Source organism: Bacillota bacterium (genome assembly GCA_023511455.1).
Taxonomy (GTDB): domain Bacteria; phylum Armatimonadota; class HRBIN16; order HRBIN16; family HRBIN16; genus HRBIN16.
Genome location: JAIMBJ010000001.1, coordinates 186690 through 203499 on the forward strand (window position 1 = coordinate 186690; position 16810 = coordinate 203499).

At 60.2% G+C, this 16810-nt stretch carries 11 protein-coding genes; 7 read left to right on the forward strand and 4 right to left on the reverse strand.

Features of this window, described 5'->3' with window-relative positions; genetic code table 11:
- Nucleotides 1–7 precede the first annotated feature (7 nt).
- Nucleotides 8–2554, reverse strand: coding sequence for a discoidin domain-containing protein (locus K6U75_00775; GenBank protein MCL6473574.1), 2547 nt, complete (start codon nucleotides 2552–2554; stop codon nucleotides 8–10).
- 2 nt (nucleotides 2555–2556) lie between these two features.
- The gene (locus K6U75_00780) at nucleotides 2557–4923 is read right to left on the reverse strand and encodes a DUF4838 domain-containing protein (GenBank protein ID MCL6473575.1); all 2367 of its coding nucleotides are present in this window, start codon (nucleotides 4921–4923) and stop codon (nucleotides 2557–2559) included.
- 320 nt (nucleotides 4924–5243) lie between these two features.
- Between K6U75_00780 and K6U75_00785 the strand changes: the two genes are divergently transcribed.
- Nucleotides 5244–6068: a DUF1559 domain-containing protein gene (locus K6U75_00785; GenBank protein ID MCL6473576.1), complete on the forward strand. Its 825-nt coding sequence runs from the start codon at nucleotides 5244–5246 to the stop codon at nucleotides 6066–6068.
- A 79-nt stretch (nucleotides 6069–6147) separates the two neighbouring features.
- Complete coding sequence (locus tag K6U75_00790; protein ID MCL6473577.1) at nucleotides 6148–6402, forward strand: hypothetical protein; 255 nt, start codon at nucleotides 6148–6150, stop codon at nucleotides 6400–6402.
- A gap of 68 nt (nucleotides 6403–6470) precedes the next feature.
- On the opposite strand, the gene K6U75_00795 is transcribed toward K6U75_00790, so the two are convergent.
- On the reverse strand, nucleotides 6471–6983 hold the full coding sequence (locus tag K6U75_00795; GenBank protein MCL6473578.1) for a hypothetical protein: 513 nt from the start codon (nucleotides 6981–6983) through the stop codon (nucleotides 6471–6473).
- Between the two features lie 176 nt (nucleotides 6984–7159).
- Between K6U75_00795 and K6U75_00800 the strand changes: the two genes are divergently transcribed.
- The 3 genes from K6U75_00800 to K6U75_00810 all read left to right on the forward strand — a co-directional run bounded on the left by K6U75_00800 (nucleotide 7160) and on the right by K6U75_00810 (nucleotide 10449).
- Nucleotides 7160–8059 (forward strand): DUF2334 domain-containing protein, encoded by a 900-nt coding sequence (locus K6U75_00800; protein MCL6473579.1) that lies wholly within the window; start codon nucleotides 7160–7162, stop codon nucleotides 8057–8059.
- A 12-nt stretch (nucleotides 8060–8071) separates the two neighbouring features.
- Complete coding sequence (locus K6U75_00805) at nucleotides 8072–9262, forward strand: DegT/DnrJ/EryC1/StrS family aminotransferase (protein MCL6473580.1); 1191 nt, start codon at nucleotides 8072–8074, stop codon at nucleotides 9260–9262.
- A 257-nt stretch (nucleotides 9263–9519) separates the two neighbouring features.
- Nucleotides 9520–10449: a bifunctional enoyl-CoA hydratase/phosphate acetyltransferase gene (locus K6U75_00810; GenBank protein MCL6473581.1), complete on the forward strand. Its 930-nt coding sequence runs from the start codon at nucleotides 9520–9522 to the stop codon at nucleotides 10447–10449.
- Nucleotides 10450–10488: 39 nt separating this feature from the next.
- Here the strand turns inward: K6U75_00810 and K6U75_00815 are convergent, their stop codons facing one another.
- On the reverse strand, nucleotides 10489–12732 hold the full coding sequence (locus K6U75_00815; GenBank protein MCL6473582.1) for an ABC transporter ATP-binding protein/permease: 2244 nt from the start codon (nucleotides 12730–12732) through the stop codon (nucleotides 10489–10491).
- Between the two features lie 153 nt (nucleotides 12733–12885).
- On the opposite strand from K6U75_00815, the gene K6U75_00820 reads away from it, so the two are divergent.
- Entirely contained in the window at nucleotides 12886–15426 is a 2541-nt protein-coding gene (locus K6U75_00820; GenBank protein MCL6473583.1) for a hypothetical protein, read from the forward strand.
- The gene (locus K6U75_00825) at nucleotides 15384–16793 is read left to right on the forward strand and encodes an O-antigen ligase family protein (GenBank protein MCL6473584.1); all 1410 of its coding nucleotides are present in this window, start codon (nucleotides 15384–15386) and stop codon (nucleotides 16791–16793) included. Before K6U75_00820 ends, K6U75_00825 begins: the two co-directional genes overlap by 43 nt.
- Nucleotides 16794–16810: the final 17 nt, after the last annotated feature.

Sequence of the window (16810 nt, forward strand, 5' to 3'; positions counted from 1 at the left end):
CCGGTATTCAGCGGTATACCTCCAGCTCCGCGATGCTCATCTGCACGCCCAGCTGGTTGGGTCCGTCTGGTTTGACGGCTTGCACGCGCACATAGCGGGCAGGAGTGGCTGGGAAACGATGCTCCCGCGCTCCACCCACGCCGTCGGTGACATGGGCAACTTCGCACCAGTTGATGCCGTCCTCCGAAATCCACAGGCGGTACTCGGTGGCGTATCCCGGTCCAAAGCGGATGACCACCCGACCTACCGGGTAAGTTTTCTGCAGGTCCACCTGATAGCTCCACGCCCACTCATTGCCTGCCTGCGCAAAGGTAACAGGGTCGCCATCCACTCCACGCGACGCAAACGGCTCCCAGCCGCTGGGAGGGAGGGGACGCTTGCCATCTGCGCTGAGCAACCACGCGGGTTTGTTGAGAGCCAGATTCGCACTGCGTTTCACCGGAGGTCTGGGGGGTACGAACGGGGGGTACGGCGGCTTCAGCGGCTTTGCCAGCTCCACTTTCAGGATGGTATCCACCGGGTCGCTCGCTATCGTGCGGGCGTCGATGTGTACGGTGTCGTTCTGCTGGCGGAAGGGCACCACTCTGTTCTGGTTCATCCACACCACCCGCTGTACCGGCTGGCGCACGGGGGAGAGCACAATGTTGCCATCGGGCGGCATGCCCGTTTTTCCGCGTGGGGTCTGCAGGATATGCAGGTACAGCGCGCTGCCGTCCGCTTTCACCAGACTGTAGCCCCAGGAAGCGGGCGGCAGGGGGGCGGGGTATACCTGTGTGAAGCTCTCCACCAACGAGGGTATCCCCGTGGGGTTGAACCAGTCTGCCATCTCGCGGTGGCATTGCAGCACCGGCGAGTCGGACAGCGTACGGATTTGCGTGGCGATGGTGGGACTGTGGTCGATGTTCGCCACGTAGCCTTCGCCGATGAGCGAAATCATCGCCTTCACGTAGTCCTGCCAGCGCGGATGAACCCCTTTCGAGTAGACGAAGTTGGGGTCGGTAACCAGACGCCAGCTTTCCACCACCGGTCGCTTAAACCAGCTGATGGGCACGGGCCATGTTCGCCAGTGCTTTTCTCCCCATGCGCCCCAGCCTTCCATGCAAACCGCATCCCAGTCGCCGTTGAACAGGGTCGGAATGCCGTTCAGGATGATGAGCGTATCGGGGTTGTGAGCGCGGATGACGCTGTACATCGCGTCCAGCGCAAAGCCTCGCCAGCCGGCCCAGTCGAACCAGATAGCAGACGGGTTATAGCGCCGCATCACCTCGTCGATAACGAGGATGGCTCCGTTCTCGCCGCCGTGGTTATCACCGTCGAAGTTACCAATGTACACGCCGAAGCGGATGCCTTCCACCTCCAGAGCCTGTTTGTAGGGCATCAGCACATCGCCCAGCGGGTTGTCTGGATGATAGCGAGACTGCCAGCGGTAGCGGTGGTCGCCGTTGTTATAGCCGATGCACATACCCAGCGCGTAGCCCTGTCGCTTCATCAGGCGGGCGAAGGTACGGTGCTCGCCGGCAGGCATGCTCTCCGGTGCGTGAATCAGCGCATCGAGTCTCGCCTCCTCCAGCCATTTGTTGGGTCGTTCCCGCACGGTCAGGCTGAAGGTCTGCACAGCCACTGCGCCTGCACTATCCCTCACCTGTATGGTGAGCGGGTATTCGCCGGGCTTTGCGCCAGCATCCACTGTTCCCACGATGTGTCCGTCTTCCAGCAGACGCAGTCCCGCCGGCAATCTACCCCGCAACACACGCCACCGGTAGGGTGGGGAACCGCCCTGCGCCATCAGGCGGAACGGGGAGGCTTTTACCGTCAGATGGGGAGCCAGCGCCAGGAAGCCCAGTACGTCGGTGGAGGTGGTGGAGGCAAAGGCGTCCGCCTGCACGTAGGGCCACTCCCGATAGGCTATCGGCAGCGCACCCGCGCCAATGTCGGTCATCCCCTGCGTGCAGATAGCCAGCTTGCCTGCGCCCCCGTTCACCGAGGGGATAACATCGGGCATTGGCTCGCCCTGAGCGTCGGTCAGGCTGGCGTAGAAGCCGAAGCGTCCTTCCTCCGTGTTGGCGATTTTGAGCAGCAGGCGGTTCCAGCCCTGCTGGAGCGTTACCGCCGCACTCACAGCGTCGCGCTGCCAGTTCCCTTCACGCACTTCCAGCACCAGCTCGCCGTTCAGCCACACCTTCGCCAGGTGGTCTGCGCCCAGCTTCAGCTGCGCACTTCGCGCTGTCGGGCAGAAGAGATGGACATGGGCATAGGCAACCTTTGCGGCGATGCTCTCGCCCCGTTTCACGGCGAAATAGCTGAACAGGTCGTTGTAGTCGTCGTAGTTGCGGCTGAAGGTGCGGTCGTCGAAATAGCGCCACTCTTTGCCCGCGCTGACCGTGCCGACGGATGGCTGCACCTCCCTTTCGCCAATCCAGTCCCGCTCGAAGCCGCTGTTGCCTGTGTTATCGAACGTTCCCAGAACCAGCCACGTGTTCAACCCTGAAGGTGCAGCCATCGTCAACACCTCGCCGCAAAGCAGTAGCAGGATGCTCAAACCGACCGAACGCATCGTCAATCTGCGGGCACCAGGTAGACCCGGTCCACCCACACCGCTTTGACGTTCGCCTGTTCTTCGTTCACATGCCTTTGCCCGTCAATGCCAGCGGCGGGAGGCGCCACCCAGATGTACATGTCCGGGTTCATCTCCACGGTGCCGATGAGGAAGGGGCGGTACGCCTTCTCATCGGTGTCGGCGATTTTGCCGCGGATTTCGCCAGCAGATGTCCACTTTGCGCTATCCCACACGCCTGCCCAGAAGGCATCTTTTTGCGGGTCCACACCAGCTTTCTTGTCCACCCGCAGCACCACGTACACCTTCCATCGCCCCGTGTGAGCACGCTTCGGCAGGTCAACCGCACGTATTTGATATGCCCACTCGCGGTGATTACCCAGCAGCTTGACTGCGAGCCCGTCGGACGCCAAGGGGTCGCCGGCATACATGCCCCACGTGCCTTCGTTGATGATGTTCACTACCTCCTCCTGGGCGTCCACACAATGACGGGCGTTTGCCCCCGCGATGCCGGTTGGTGGTGCGACCGCACGGGTTTTGCGAACGCGCTCCGGAACAACTGGGTCTGGCTCGTCCACCGCGAACTGCTCCACGAACTTTTGCGGGGTCAAGCCGCCCTCGTTGACGTGCGTCATGGGCGACCAGCCTTTGGGCCCCGGTCCGGTGACCACTGCCAGCCACTCATCTGCCACTGCTTTGCGCGAAAGAGGCAGCGGCCACTCGGCTCCCAGTACCAGGCACTCACGGCGCAAGCGCACCCAATTGTTCAAGAAGGCGTAACGCACGGGCTGATGCCCCTGCTTCACCCGCCAGAGGATTTCCGGATTGTCCTTCACTGCCTGCTCTGCTCTCTGCCACAGCTTTTCCGCCTCGCTCAGGGTTTTGAAGTTGAAGAACGGGGCGTTGGAGCGGGTGAAGCAGCTCAGGTAGAAGTCTTTCGCCGCGTTGCTCATCAACTGCATGTAGCGCAGGATATAGGGCGCCGCCTTCCCGTAGTAACCCTTGAGGAACTCCTCGATCATCTTGCGGTCATCCTGATAGGGGTCCCACATCAGTTGCGCCAGCACCCACGCGCGTAGTTCCGCGAACTCGGCACCATGCGACTGATAAGCGCCCTGCTCGAACAGCCCGCGCACGCCATGCTGGTGGAAGAAGCGCACGTTCGGTCCCAACGAGAAGTAGTTAGGATGGGGCTGCACGTAGTGGGCGAAGTCGGTGGTATAGTCCCAAACATACAGCCGCTGGCTCATTTTGGACCATCCGCGGATGTCGTCGGCAAACGCCTGATTGCTGGGGTGTTCCAGCGGCCGCGCGAAGTTGCACTCGATAGAACACAGGCGGACAATGACGCTGTCGCGAGGCTTAAGCGTTTTGGTGGGCTTTCGCGTGTAGGTGTAGGCCAGCGTGTCGAAGGCGACGTGCGGGAACTCTTTCTCCAGCCGCTCGGCGATGTAGTTCACCATGTCCAGCACCGAACCGGCTTGCGTTCCCTCGCGCTCATCGATTGCCTTGCAGGTATCGCACTGGCACGCGCCGTACCAGTCGTTTTGAGAGATGGAGACGATGCTTGCTTCGGGAGACTCTTTCAGCCACTGGCGCACGCGCTCCACCAGAAACTCGCGCAGTTCGGGGTTCGTACAGCAAAGCTGGGCGTTCTGGTAGGTGCGTTTACCGTTAATCAGGCTGTACCATTCAGGATGCTTTTCGAAGTAGTGCTCCGGCGGTACCAGCGGGTAGAAGGTATGCACGAAGCCTTTATAGATGATTTTGCCGCCGTGCTTCTCGGTGAGGCGGGCAGCGTGTCCGTTGTAATAGTTTCGCGCAGCCCAGTCGCCGTCAAAGGCGGGGTACCAGAACGGCTCGCGGTATTCAAAAGCGGGTTTCTCCTCGATGGAGAGGGCAGGCACACGCAGCGTGCTTTTCTTCGGGATGTGCGTCGCCCATGGCGCCCACCAGCGCACACCGCACACTTTGCTGAGGAAGCGGTAAACGGCGTACAGCGTGCCGCGTGGGCGTCCACCCGCCAGCAGCAGGTAGTTGCCTTTGGTGCGGATGGTAACCTGCTCGCTGCCGAACTCGCTGAGCTTCACCTCGGGAAACACCGCTTCCGCCAGATGCCCCGGTCCCACGATGATACCGGTTTGGGGCACTTCGCCCGGGTGTATCTCGCGCACTTCGAAGCGCGCGCCGGTTATCTGTTGCAGATGGCTGGCAAGCTCCTCTGCCGCGTAGCGTTCCGTCTGCGTCGCGCCATACTGTATCAGCACAGGCAGGCGGGCTTTACCGCCGGTTGCCACGGTGATCTGCGACTGTGCGCCGGTCGCACACAGTAAGACGATGATCGGACAGATCCCAACGGCGGGTTTCATCACGTATTATCCTCCTTCTTCAGCATGTTGAACTCTTACCTACTAATACTCAGCAGCCGGAGAAGTTCCTGCCCCGTGTGCTTACCTGCCCGTGGCATTACGAGATTTCATGCTGTCGGCGAAAAAAGTCTTAACATCCCCTTGACAAAAGCGAGAAAGAGGGTTACAATGAGAGTGTAACTCTTAAACGATTAAGACACATCGGGTAGGAGTTACAAAGGAGGCAACAGGCACAGGTGTGCCTGATACCGGGCGCTGTAGGACACGAGGTACGGCGCATTATCCCATTCTTATCACACCGTACAAGGAGGGTGCAGTAAATGAACCGAAAAGCGTTTACGCTCATCGAGCTGCTAGTGGTGATAGCGATTATCGCCATTTTAGCGGCAATCCTGTTCCCCGTCTTCTCACAGGCACGTGAGAAGGCCCGCGGAGCCACCTGTTTGAGTAACCTCAAGCAGATTGGTCTCGGCGTGATGATGTATGTGCAGGACTACGACGAGACCTTCCCCATGTCCCAGTACGGTGGCGGAAGCACCGGCGTACCCCAGCAGGCGTGGTACAGCGTCATTTGGCCGTATGTCAAGAGCGGCGACCGCTACCGCGATGAGCAGGGTGTGGAGTACAGCTGGGGAACTCACGGTCTCTACGCCTGCCCGTCTTTCCCGGACCGCAACCAGAGCGGTAAGTACGGCTGCCATTACGACGTGTTTGCCGATTTCTGGAACTGGCCTGTCGGAGGCAACGATGCCCGCCATCGCGTGACGCCCATCTCCGCGCTGGAGACCCCTGCTGAGAAGGTCATGATTACCGAGAAGGGCGTCAACGACGCCTTCTGGGGATGGGTCTACTTCGGCACCTGGGAGTGGGACTGGGTGGACTGGATTGGTCGCCCGCCACAAAGAGATGGTGCTGAGCGTGCTCTGCAGCGTGACTGCGACCTGGTGAACGACGGGGACGGCAACGCGACGTGGGCAGGCTGTGGCATGATGCCGCGCTATCGCCATACCGGAACTGCTAACGTGGTCTTCTTCGACGGTCACGCCAAGGCGATGGGACGCGGACAGATCCTGTGGTACCGCAACATCTACGTGCCGGTCGGCTTGCCTGCGCAGTGGGCATCGGAAGGCTGGTATCCGTACTGAGCCTTCGACCCAGTGAAACCGATAATAGGGGCGGGGCAATGCCAGCCCCGCCCCTTATTGCAGGAGGAGAGAGGGACAGATGGACAGCAAAAAGAAGACGATTATCGCGATTGTGCTCATCATCATCGCCGCGCTGATATTTGCCTTCCAGTATCAGCGCACGAAGGAACCACCACCGAAGAAGGTGACTGCCGAGGATATCAAGGCGGAGATACAGCGGATTCAGAACGATCCGAGAATGCCGCCACAGGCAAAGGCGATTGCCATTAATCAACTGCTGCAGTATCATCCCGAGGTGGCGAAGGAACTACAGCAGCAACAGCCTGGCAGATAAGGTAGCAACAAAGCGGGGCTTGCATCGGCAAGCCCCGTGCTTTTCGCCCATCGCGAGGAGAGTTTCTCTCAAAACGGCTTTCCCCAGCGGTCCCACCACCAGCCTCGTTTCGCCGTTTCGGACCATGCCCGCCACCGGCGCAGCTGCTCTGGGCTCATCGGAACGCCTTTGCCCATCTTCCCCAACCGATACGCCCGCCACATCTGCCAGCGGTGCCACCGCCATGCCCACAGCTTGCGCAGCTTCTCGCGCTGTTCGAGCGTCAGTACCGAGCCGATTTCCTGACGGGTGTTTTGGCGCAACTCCAGCAACTGCTTGCGCTTCTGCTCGCGCGTGAGCGAGGCATCGTCGCGAATTTTCCGCGCCTGCTCGCGGGCGTTGTCCAAAATGCTTTCTATTCTCGCTTTTTGCTCGTCGGTCAGCTGCAGCCACTTCGCCATGGCGTTCCAGCGGTGCAGACGGCGCTGCGCCAGCACATCCGGTCCGGCGCCTTTACCGGTAACCTGTGCCACCGCGGGCTGGATAAACCACATCACCAGAACGCTAATCAGCGTCAACGAGAGGACTGTCATCTTTCTCATCGCCTGTTGTCACCCCCTTATTCTCTGATATCCATCTTCGTAGACGTCGGAAGGACGAAAGAGTTCATTGCCTGTAGCAGCGCCCGGCTCTTTCTGCGTAGCTCTGAAGCCAGCAGTGCAGGAGCCTCCTCGCTGTAGGGAGAAGTTTGTCCTGAGAAGCTTCGGGAGGCGTTGTGGTGGCAACGTGGTACGTGTGGACAATGGACGATGTCGGCGCAGGCGGCAGCGATATGGTGGAAGCCATGCGCCGTGTATGCGCCTTGTTGCAGTCGCGCGGAGTGCGCATGACCCTGTTTGTGGTACCCAAACCGAGTGGACAGCCCATGAGCGAAGAATGGGTAAACGCCCTGCGTGAGGCGCACGCAGCGGGACATGACCTGCAGTTGCACGGGCTCACCCATGAAGATTGCTTTGAATTCGGTCCCCCGAACTGGCCGGCAACGGACATCATGCCTGCTTTCATCGAGGAGTTTGAGCGTCGGCGCGGGGAACTGATGCCACGCTACACCCTGCCGAACCTGCGCGCGCGCATCGAGGAGGGGCTGGCGATTTTTCGGCAAAGGCTGGGTGTGGAACCAACCGTCTTTCGCGCGCCCTGTGGAGCCATCTCCAAACCCATGTTCGAGGCATTGCAACAGGTGGGCATTCGTTACCACTCCTGCATGTATATCAGCGGCACTGGCTATGAGCATCTGCCGCATCGCAGTGGGGTGATTGCCCAGAAATGGGTGAGCGACATCCCCCACACTCCGTTTCGCTGGTATAGCGGTGTGGTGGAGGTGCCCATTCTGAACGAGTACACGTGGCGCGGCGCATGGCAGCGGGAGCAGGAGTTTGTCGCGCTGGCGAAGGAGGACGTCAGCCGTATCGCGCAGGAGAGCAACGTTGCGGTGCTGTTGACGCACACGCACGGAGTGGGCGATAACCTGGACTACGCCTTGCGGCTGATGGATGCGGTGATAGAGCACGTGCTCACCAACGGGCTGGGCGATTTCGCCACACTGGGCGAACTGGCGGCAAACGGGCATCTGGAACAGGCGGTACGGGGGACGGGACCCGATATCCTGAGTGTATGAGGAGGCGAAACCATGTATCGCATTGGCAAAGAGGAAGTAGAGGAAGTACGCAAGGTGCTGTTAAGCGGACATCTATTCCGCGTGGGCGAGGGTGTGGAAGGGCATTTGCATGAAGTAGACCAGTTCGAGCGCGAGTGGGCGCAGACCATTGGCACGGACTACGCCCTGTGCATGGCAGGAGGGGGAACCGCCGCACTCATTTGCGGGCTGGTGGGTATGGGCATCGGTCCGGGTGATGAGGTGATTGTGCCCGGTTACACGTGGATGGCAACCGCCACCAGCGTACTGGCGGTCGGGGCGATACCTGTTATCGCCGAGGTAGACGAAACGCTCGCCCTGGACCCTGAAGATGTGCGCCGCAAAATCACACCCAACACCCGGGCGATGATACCGGTTCATATGGTGGGGCGTCCTGCCAACATGCAGGCGTTTCTGGACATCGCACGCGAGCATGGGCTGATGGTGCTGGAAGACTGTTGCCAGGCGGACGGCGGTAGTTACAGAGGCAAACGTTTGGGTAGCTGGGGCAACGCGGGCGCGTTCAGCTTCAATTACTTCAAAATTATCTCGTGTGGCGAAGGCGGCGCGTTGAACACCAGCGACCGCACCCTGTACGAGCGCGCACTGGTGTTTCACGATGGCGGCGCAGCGTTCCGCCCTTACGCTAAGGACCTGGGCATTCCCATTTTCGTGGGCATCCAGCTGCGGGCAGATGAGGTGATGGGGGCGATATTGCGGGTGCAACTGCGCCGGCTGGATGGCATCCTGAGCGACCTGCGCCGTATCCGCAAACGGTTCGAGCAGGAGCTGGCGGAAACGCCGGGCTTACGCATCGCCCCCAATAACGACCCCGAAGGAGACTGCGGGGTGGTGGTGGCTTTCCAGTTTGACTCCGAGGCGCAGGCGCGCGCGTTTGCAGGCGAGACGGGCGGCTGGCTGCCTATTGACAGCGGCAAGCATGTCTACTCCAACTGGGAGCCTCTGTTGCAAAAGCGCATCATGCACCATCCCGACATGAATCCGTTCCACCATCCGCGCAACCAGGGGCTTCGTACCGATTACACTCCCGACATGTGTCCACGCACGCTGGATGTTCTCAGCCGAACCGTGTTCATCTCGTTACATCCCGACTGGAGCGACGAAGAGGTCTCGCGGCGTATTGAGGCGTGTCGGCAAGGGGCGAAGGAGGCGGTGGCGCTGTGACTCCGGCAACATGGTGGGCGCTGGCGTTCATTGCTGCCTGCGCGGTGTTGATCGTTTGGGTTCGGGTAAAGTATCCCCTGCCCGACCCCTCCCGGTCGGGTCGTCCCGCGCGGCGACGCGCCTCCGCCCGCCGTCGCTCGTCCAAACGCTCCTCCAGTTTACGGAAACGTTAAACAGTAAGCCGAAGAATCACTGGCACAGTCACTTCATCTATGGTATATTGTAGATAGAGTGGCTTAAGCTGTAAGGAGGAACCAATGGGTTATACCAACTTTGACGAGGTTCTTAGCGATGCGGCACGGCTGAAGAACACCCGTCTGGCGGTGGCATGTGCCCATGAGCGTTCGGTCATGGAGGCGCTGTATCTCGCGCAGTGTTCGGGCTTAGCTCAGCCCGTTTTGATAGGTGATGCCGACATCATCGAGGTGATAGCGGGCGACATCGGCTACACTCTCGAACCACACATGGTCGTCGATGAGCCGGACGACGTCACGGCAGCTCGCAAAGCGGTTCAGATGGTACGCGAGGGAACGTGCCAGGTGCTGATGAAAGGGCAGATTCATACCGCGGACCTGCTGCGAGCCATCCTGGACCGTGAAGCGGGTTTGCGCACCGGGCGGCTCATCAGCCATGTGTTCATTCTGGAGATGGAAGACCGGTTGCTGATAGTCACCGATGCCGCCATGAACATCAAGCCGGACCTGTTACAGAAAGCGCAGCTTATCTGCAACGCCGTGTACGTGGCGCGCGGATTGGGCATTGAACTGCCGAAGGTGGCGGTGTTGACCGCAGTGGAGACCATTAATCCCGATGTGCCTTCCACTATTGATGCCGCCATTCTCTCCAAAATGGCAGAACGCAACCAGATTAAGGACTGCATCGTGGATGGTCCCCTCCAGATGGACAATATCATCTCGGAAGAAGCGGCACGCCTCAAGAAGTTGAGCAGTCCTGTGGCGGGAAAGGCGGACATCGTGTTGTGTCCCGATATCGAGACGGGCAACGCGCTGGTGAAGATATTTGCGCATTCCACAGGCAGGCGCGTCGCGGGCTTGCTGGTAGGGGCAGCTGCCCCGGTGGTGCTGACCAGTCGCGCCGATACTGCGGAGTCCAAGATGCTGTCCATCGCCGTTGCCACCATTCTGGCGAACAAGACGCACATCCAGCCGGGCACGGTATCGCTGTAAGGGAAAAACGGGGGCACGCTATGTCGTGCCCCAGTATGGTTACACCGCGCGTATCCTGTTAATCTCGCTCTGCAGAGTGACGAGCCGGTGATACACACCCTCTTTTGCCATCAGCTCGTCGTGGGTACCGATTTCCACCATCTGCCCCTGCTCCAGCACCACCAGCCGTTGCGCGTTGCGCAGGGTCGACAGGCGGTGGGCGATTGCCACTGTCGTGCGGTTCTGCACCAGCCGGGCGATGGCTTCCTGAATCTGACGTTCGGTCTCGGTATCCACCTGCGAGGTGGCTTCGTCCAGGATGAGGATACGGGGATCGTGCAGGATAGCGCGAGCAATGGAGATGCGCTGTCTCTCACCACCCGATAGCCGCTGTCCGCGTTCGCCAACCTGCGTATCGTAGCCGTCGGGGAAGCGAAGGATGAAGTCATGGGCGTTTGCTGCCTTCGCCGCGGCGATGATTTCCTCCTGAGTGGCGCCCGGTTTCGCGTAGGCGATATTATCGCGGATGGAGCCGGGGAACAGGAACGGCTCTTGCAGCACCACGCCCACGTGCTTGCGCAGGTCTTCCATGCGAATCTGGCGCACGTCCACGCCATCTATCAGGATTTGTCCTTCGTCGGGGTCATAGAAGCGCAGCAGTAGGTTAATCATGGTGGATTTGCCCGCGCCGCTGTGACCGACCAATCCCACCATCTCGCCCGCCTCAATCTTGAGGTTGATATTCTTGAGCACGGGCTTGTGTTTATCGTAGCCGAAGGTGACGTTGCGGAACTCTACCTCGCCACGCACTTCGGGCATAGGGATGGCGTCTTCGGCATCTTTCACGTCGGGTTCGGTGTCCAGAATCTCGAACACGCGCTCGGCAGCGGTAAAGGTGCGGGTCAACCACTGGCTCACGCGGGTCAGAATCTGCAGGGGGCCATAGAACATGCCCAGATAGCCGAGGAACGCTATCAGCGTGCCCAGCTGCACTTCACCCTTGATGACTCCATAACCACCAAACGCCCACACCAGGAAGAAGCCGATGTTCGTGAGCAGGTTGAGCATGGGGAAGAAGGTCGCCCACATCATCTCCGCCTGCAACCCCGAGCTCATCAGGTCGCGGTTGCGTCGCTGGAAGCGTTCGATCTCATCGCTCTCTTTGGCAAAGGCTTTCACCACGCGGATGCCGGAGAGCGTGCTGTTCAGCGTAGCCGAAAGACGCGACCATCGGTGCCAGAACTGGTGAAACACACGGCGCACGGTCTTCCAGAACCACATGGTGACCAGCACCACCAGCGGTGTGGGCAACAGGATGAGCGCCGCCAGCTGCCAGTTCATCCAGAACAGCATGCCAGTGATACCGATGAGCAACAACACGTTCACCAGAAGGGAGCTGACGCCATCCACCAGAAAGTCATGCAGTGCGCCGGTGTCCTGCGTGATGCGCGACATAATCGCGCCGGTGTGGCGCTTGTCGTAGAAGGAGAGGGAGAGCCACTGCAGGTGCTGGAACAGCTTCGCCCTGACTTCGAACACCAGCCTTGCACCCAGCCATGCCGACAGCCTTCCACGCCATATCGATAGTCCCACTCCTGCCAGGCGTGTCAAAGCCAGTACTGCCAGAATAACCACCAGCAGATGCACATTCTGGCGCGGCACCAGAACGGAGTCGACCAGTATTTTTGTCAGATACGGTGGAGCCAGATCGAGGGCGGTGCCGACCAGCATCAGTATTCCCGAAAGCACAATCTGCCATTTGTAGGGCTTGGCGAATGCCAGCAGCCGCCATACCACCCGACCCTTGCGCGAGCAACGTGGGCAGACCTGTGTGTCGCCGGGCAGGCGGAATCCACACACGGGGCAATGCGTGGGTTTTTGTTCAATAGGTTCAGGAGGTGGCTCCTGTTTCGCCACCGCTGAAAGATACCGTGCCACCTCCGCGAAGATAGCGGCTCGGGCGTTCGAGAAACGCACCAGCTCCAGCACCTTGCCGTCTCGGGTAACCACAAGCGCCCCGCAACCCACCAGCATCTCGGTAGTGGCATCCGACATGCAGCTCAGAGGCAGGTCGATGTCGCATTGCACATCGGGCGGCTCCACCGCAAAGTCCAGCCCGTTCCCCATCACCGGGGGTGTCCAGCCGGGCGGGGGAGAATAGACCTGCACGCAATCGTCCGTGACGACAAGCCAGCGGATGCCGAAGGTTCCGTCTGCACCGATATCGGTGTATGCGCTCAAACGTATCTTTTCTTTTCCAACCTTCTCCTGCAAAACCGCGGGAACTGGCTCACATAAAGGCATACGGCAGCACCTACCTCCTCACGGATATGAGTATACCACTGCACTTTCGTGCTGTCAAAGTTTCGGGATAGCCCCCCGTTTCATGACGCAGGTAAGCACCGGGCGGTTCGCGAAACGGTATGTGAATCCAACTTGAGCGACGAGGGAATCCTGATGCGGTTTCATCTGGATGGCAATGACTGGTTACTTGCCCCGCTGTTGCCCCATGAGTTCTGGTGGCGACAGGCATGGAAAGAAGAATGGTCTCCAAGAGGTTGCCCACCGTGGGGCGAGTGGATACGCGCCTGTGTGCCCGGTGATGTGATTGCCGACACGCTGGACGCGGGGCGGATACCTCATCCCTACCGGGACCTAAACAGCCTTGCCTGTGAATGGCTTTCCGAGCGCGACTGGGTGTATCGTAAAGACTTTACTGTGCCCGATGACTGGCAGGGAAAGCATGTGCGTTTGCGCTTTGATGGGGTGGATTACGCCTGCGAGGTGTATCTCAACGGACAGCTGCTGGGCAGGCACGAGGGTATGTTCACACCGTTTGAATTCGATGTCACGCACATCCTGCGTTTCGGGGAACCGAACTGCCTGACCGTGCTGGTAGAACACAAACCGCCGGTCGATGTGGTGCAGGGACAAATCGGCTGGACGAACCGCGCAAGGGTGTGGAAGTCGCGCTTTGCCTATGACTGGGACTGGTGTACGCGGCTCGTTCCTCTGGGCATCTGGCAGAGTGTGAGCCTGCTGGCGACGGATGGCGCGTGGATAGAGGATGTGTGGGTTCGCCCCCGTGTGGAAGGAGGAGTGGCGCGTGTCGAGGTGCGGTCGCGCCTGCGAAGCCTGCCCGGTGCGTCTGGGGAGTGGACTCTATCCTGGCGTGTAGAGGACCCTGAAGGTTGTCTCGTGGTTCAGGGGAGTGAAGCCGTGGCAGCAGGCGAGACGCAGCCGGTAGAGCAGGTGACGCCGCTGGAGATACCCAATCCCCGCCTGTGGTATCCCAACGGCATGGGTGAACAGCCGCTGTACCGGCTGTATGTGCAGCTGGGGCGGGGCTTTCAAAACTCCGATGAACGCGAGGTAACCTTCGGTATCCGCACCCTGCGCGCCATTCCCAACGAGGGCGCGCCCCCCGATGCCCTGCCCTACACGCTGGAGGTCAACGGGCGGCGTGTGTTCGTGAAGGGCTGGAACTGGGCACCCCACGAGCAGATGTACGGTCGCGTGCAACCCGAACGCTATGAGCGTCTGTTGACGCTGGCGAAGCACGCCCACTGCAACCTGTTGCGCGTGTGGGGTGGGGGATTGCTGGAGCGGGAAGAGTTCTACAGTCTCTGCGACCGGGTCGGCATCATGGTATGGCAGGAGTTTCCGCATTCGTCGTCGGGCATCCAGAACGCCCCGCCGGAGGATGAAGCCTATTTGCGGTATATCGAAGAGCAGGCGCGGCAGATGATACCCCTGCGACGCAACCACCCCTCGCTGGTTATCTGGTGCGGCGGCAACGAGCTCATGGACGAACGCTATGTGCCGCTCACCGATGCTCATCCTGCGCTGGCGAAGCTGAAATCGCTGGTGCAGGAGCTGGACCCCGACCGAATCTGGCTGCCTACCTCTGCCTCGGGACCGGTGGAAGGCGCGTCGGCGGAACTGGCAGGCACGGGAAAGATGCACGATGTGCATGGTCCCTGGGTGTATCTGGGCGCAGAGGAGCATTACCGCTTCTACAACGTCATTGACCCGCTGTACCATTCGGAGTTTGGAGTGGAAGGAGCGGCAAACCCGCAGATTTTCGAGCGTTTTATCTCGCCGGAGTGTCGCTTTCCACCCGACGCGACGAACCCGGTATGGTTGCATCACGGCAGCTGGTGGATTCATCGCGAGAAGCTGGAGGCTTTATTCGGACGCATCGAGGACCTGCCGACCTTTATCCGTGCCAGCCAGTGGATGCAGGCAGAGGGATTGCGCTATGCGATTGAGGCAAACCGCCGCCGCAAGTGGCGTTGCAGTGGGGTTTCGCCCTGGCAGTTCAACGAGCCCTTCCCAAACACGGCATGTACCAACGTGCTGGATTATCTGGGGCAACCCAAACCCGCCTACTGGTGGGCGCGACGAGCCTATGAGCCGGTGCATATCAGCCTGCAATACGAGAAACTGACGTGGCGACCGGGCGAGAAGTGGCAGGCTGAGGTATGGTTGCATCACTCTGGGGTGCAGCCCATCCGTGCGCACTGGTCGGTGTGCCTGTTAGCACTGGATGGCAGGGAATGCGCCCGCTTTGGAGGCGCGGTGAAGGTTGCGCCGGAAGGGGCAGTACGTGCTGGACATGCAGAGTGGATTCTCCCCGCAGAGGTGGGGGTGTGGATGGCGCTGGCATGTCTGCACGACGAACGCGGCGGGATACTTTCCTGCAATGAATACCTGTTCAGCACCGCTCAGCCGCCCATGCAGCCGTTGCTTGAAGCTCCTCGCACGACACTGCGAGTATGGCACCGTCATCAGCAGGTGGGCATCAAAAACACGGGCGAGGCAATAGCCCTTTTCGTGCGCCTGATACCTCAGGATGGGCAGTGGCTTCTCTGCGAGGATGACTACTTCTGCCTGATACCGGGCCAAACGCGCGTGCTGAGCGTTGCGGGAAAGGGCACGATTGCGGTGGAGGCATGGAACAGCGACTTGCATCACGTGCATCTAAAGCCTCTGTAGCCACGGGCTTTCGCCCGCGCCTGTTCATATTTTTCAGCCTGCTGGCGTGCGTTGCAGCGGGGGCAGCGTTTGCATGGTCGCCCCCTGCGGTGCTGGCGGTGCTGGGGGTAGGGGGATGGTTACTGCTTTCTCTGGTGCATCCTGCGGCTGGTGTGCTTGCGCTGCTTGCCTACACCAGCCTGCATCCCGTGCTGGTCAAAGTGGTGTATGAGGAACACCCTGTCGCGAAGGTATGGAAGGATGGGGCGGTGTTATGGCTGGCGCTGGTATGGGTTGTGTATCGCTGGGCAAACAGAGAACGACCGCTACGCTGGGGGGCTACCGAAAGTGTGTTGACGGCGTTCGCTTTGTTGACGGTGGTGCACCTGTTCAATCCCAACATCTACTCGTTTTCCGCCGCGCTGGCAGACTTACGCTGGCTGACGATGCCCCTCCTGTTCTACTTTTTCGGGAAAACGCTCTTTGGGGGCGACCGGTTGTGCATCCTGCTGATATTCATCGGCGTGCTGGCAGGGGTACACGCGGTGTACGGGCTTGCCCAGCAGTTCATTCCCTACCACTGGCTGATGGAGCTGGGTGCCACACGCCCCAGCGCGCCATCCGGTACGATGGTGGGGGGGTATACCCGCTCGTTTTCGACGATGGACCCTTATCTGTTCGGTGCGCTGATGAGTTTCGGAGCGTCGGTTTCGCTGGGCATGGCTTCTCTGCGAGGAGAACGGAACGCGCTGAACTGGCTGCTGGTCGCGTTGCTGACCTCGGCGGGGGCGGTGTTCTCGCTCGCGCGTTATGCGTGGGTGATGTTGTGGGTGGGATATGTCTGTATTGCCGCGTGGACGCGCCATCGTCTGGCGATAGCGCTGGCGGTTGCTGCGCTGATAGCGATTCAGTTGCCGGTGGAAGGACTCTGGCGGGAGCGGGCGCAGGATGTGCTGGCTCCGTTCGCCCCCACCTCCACCGTCAGCGCCCGCATGACCTTCTGGAAGAAGGTGATTCGGGAAGTCTGGCAACACCCCTTCGGCATGGGACTGGGGACGTTAGGTATCGGCAAGTGGAGCGAGGATAGCCCACGCCTATTCGGATATACTACCGGTGCCGACAATAACTACCTCTACATTCTGGTGGAAACAGGTTGGGTGGGGCTTCTGCTGTATGTCTATGCACTGGGGAGCATTCTGGTGATGGGCTGGCGTATGATAAGAGGGATGGCTGATGGTGTGCAGCGTGTCTGTGCGGTCATCGCGTGGACGATGATTCTGCAGAGTGCAGTGGGCAACCTGGTGAACTTCTCCACCTTTCTGCCTCCGGTCTCCTGGAGTCTGTGGCTGTGTGCGGGTGCGCTGATGGCGCAGCAATCAGAGGGGTGATGTTCGTTGAGCGGAGG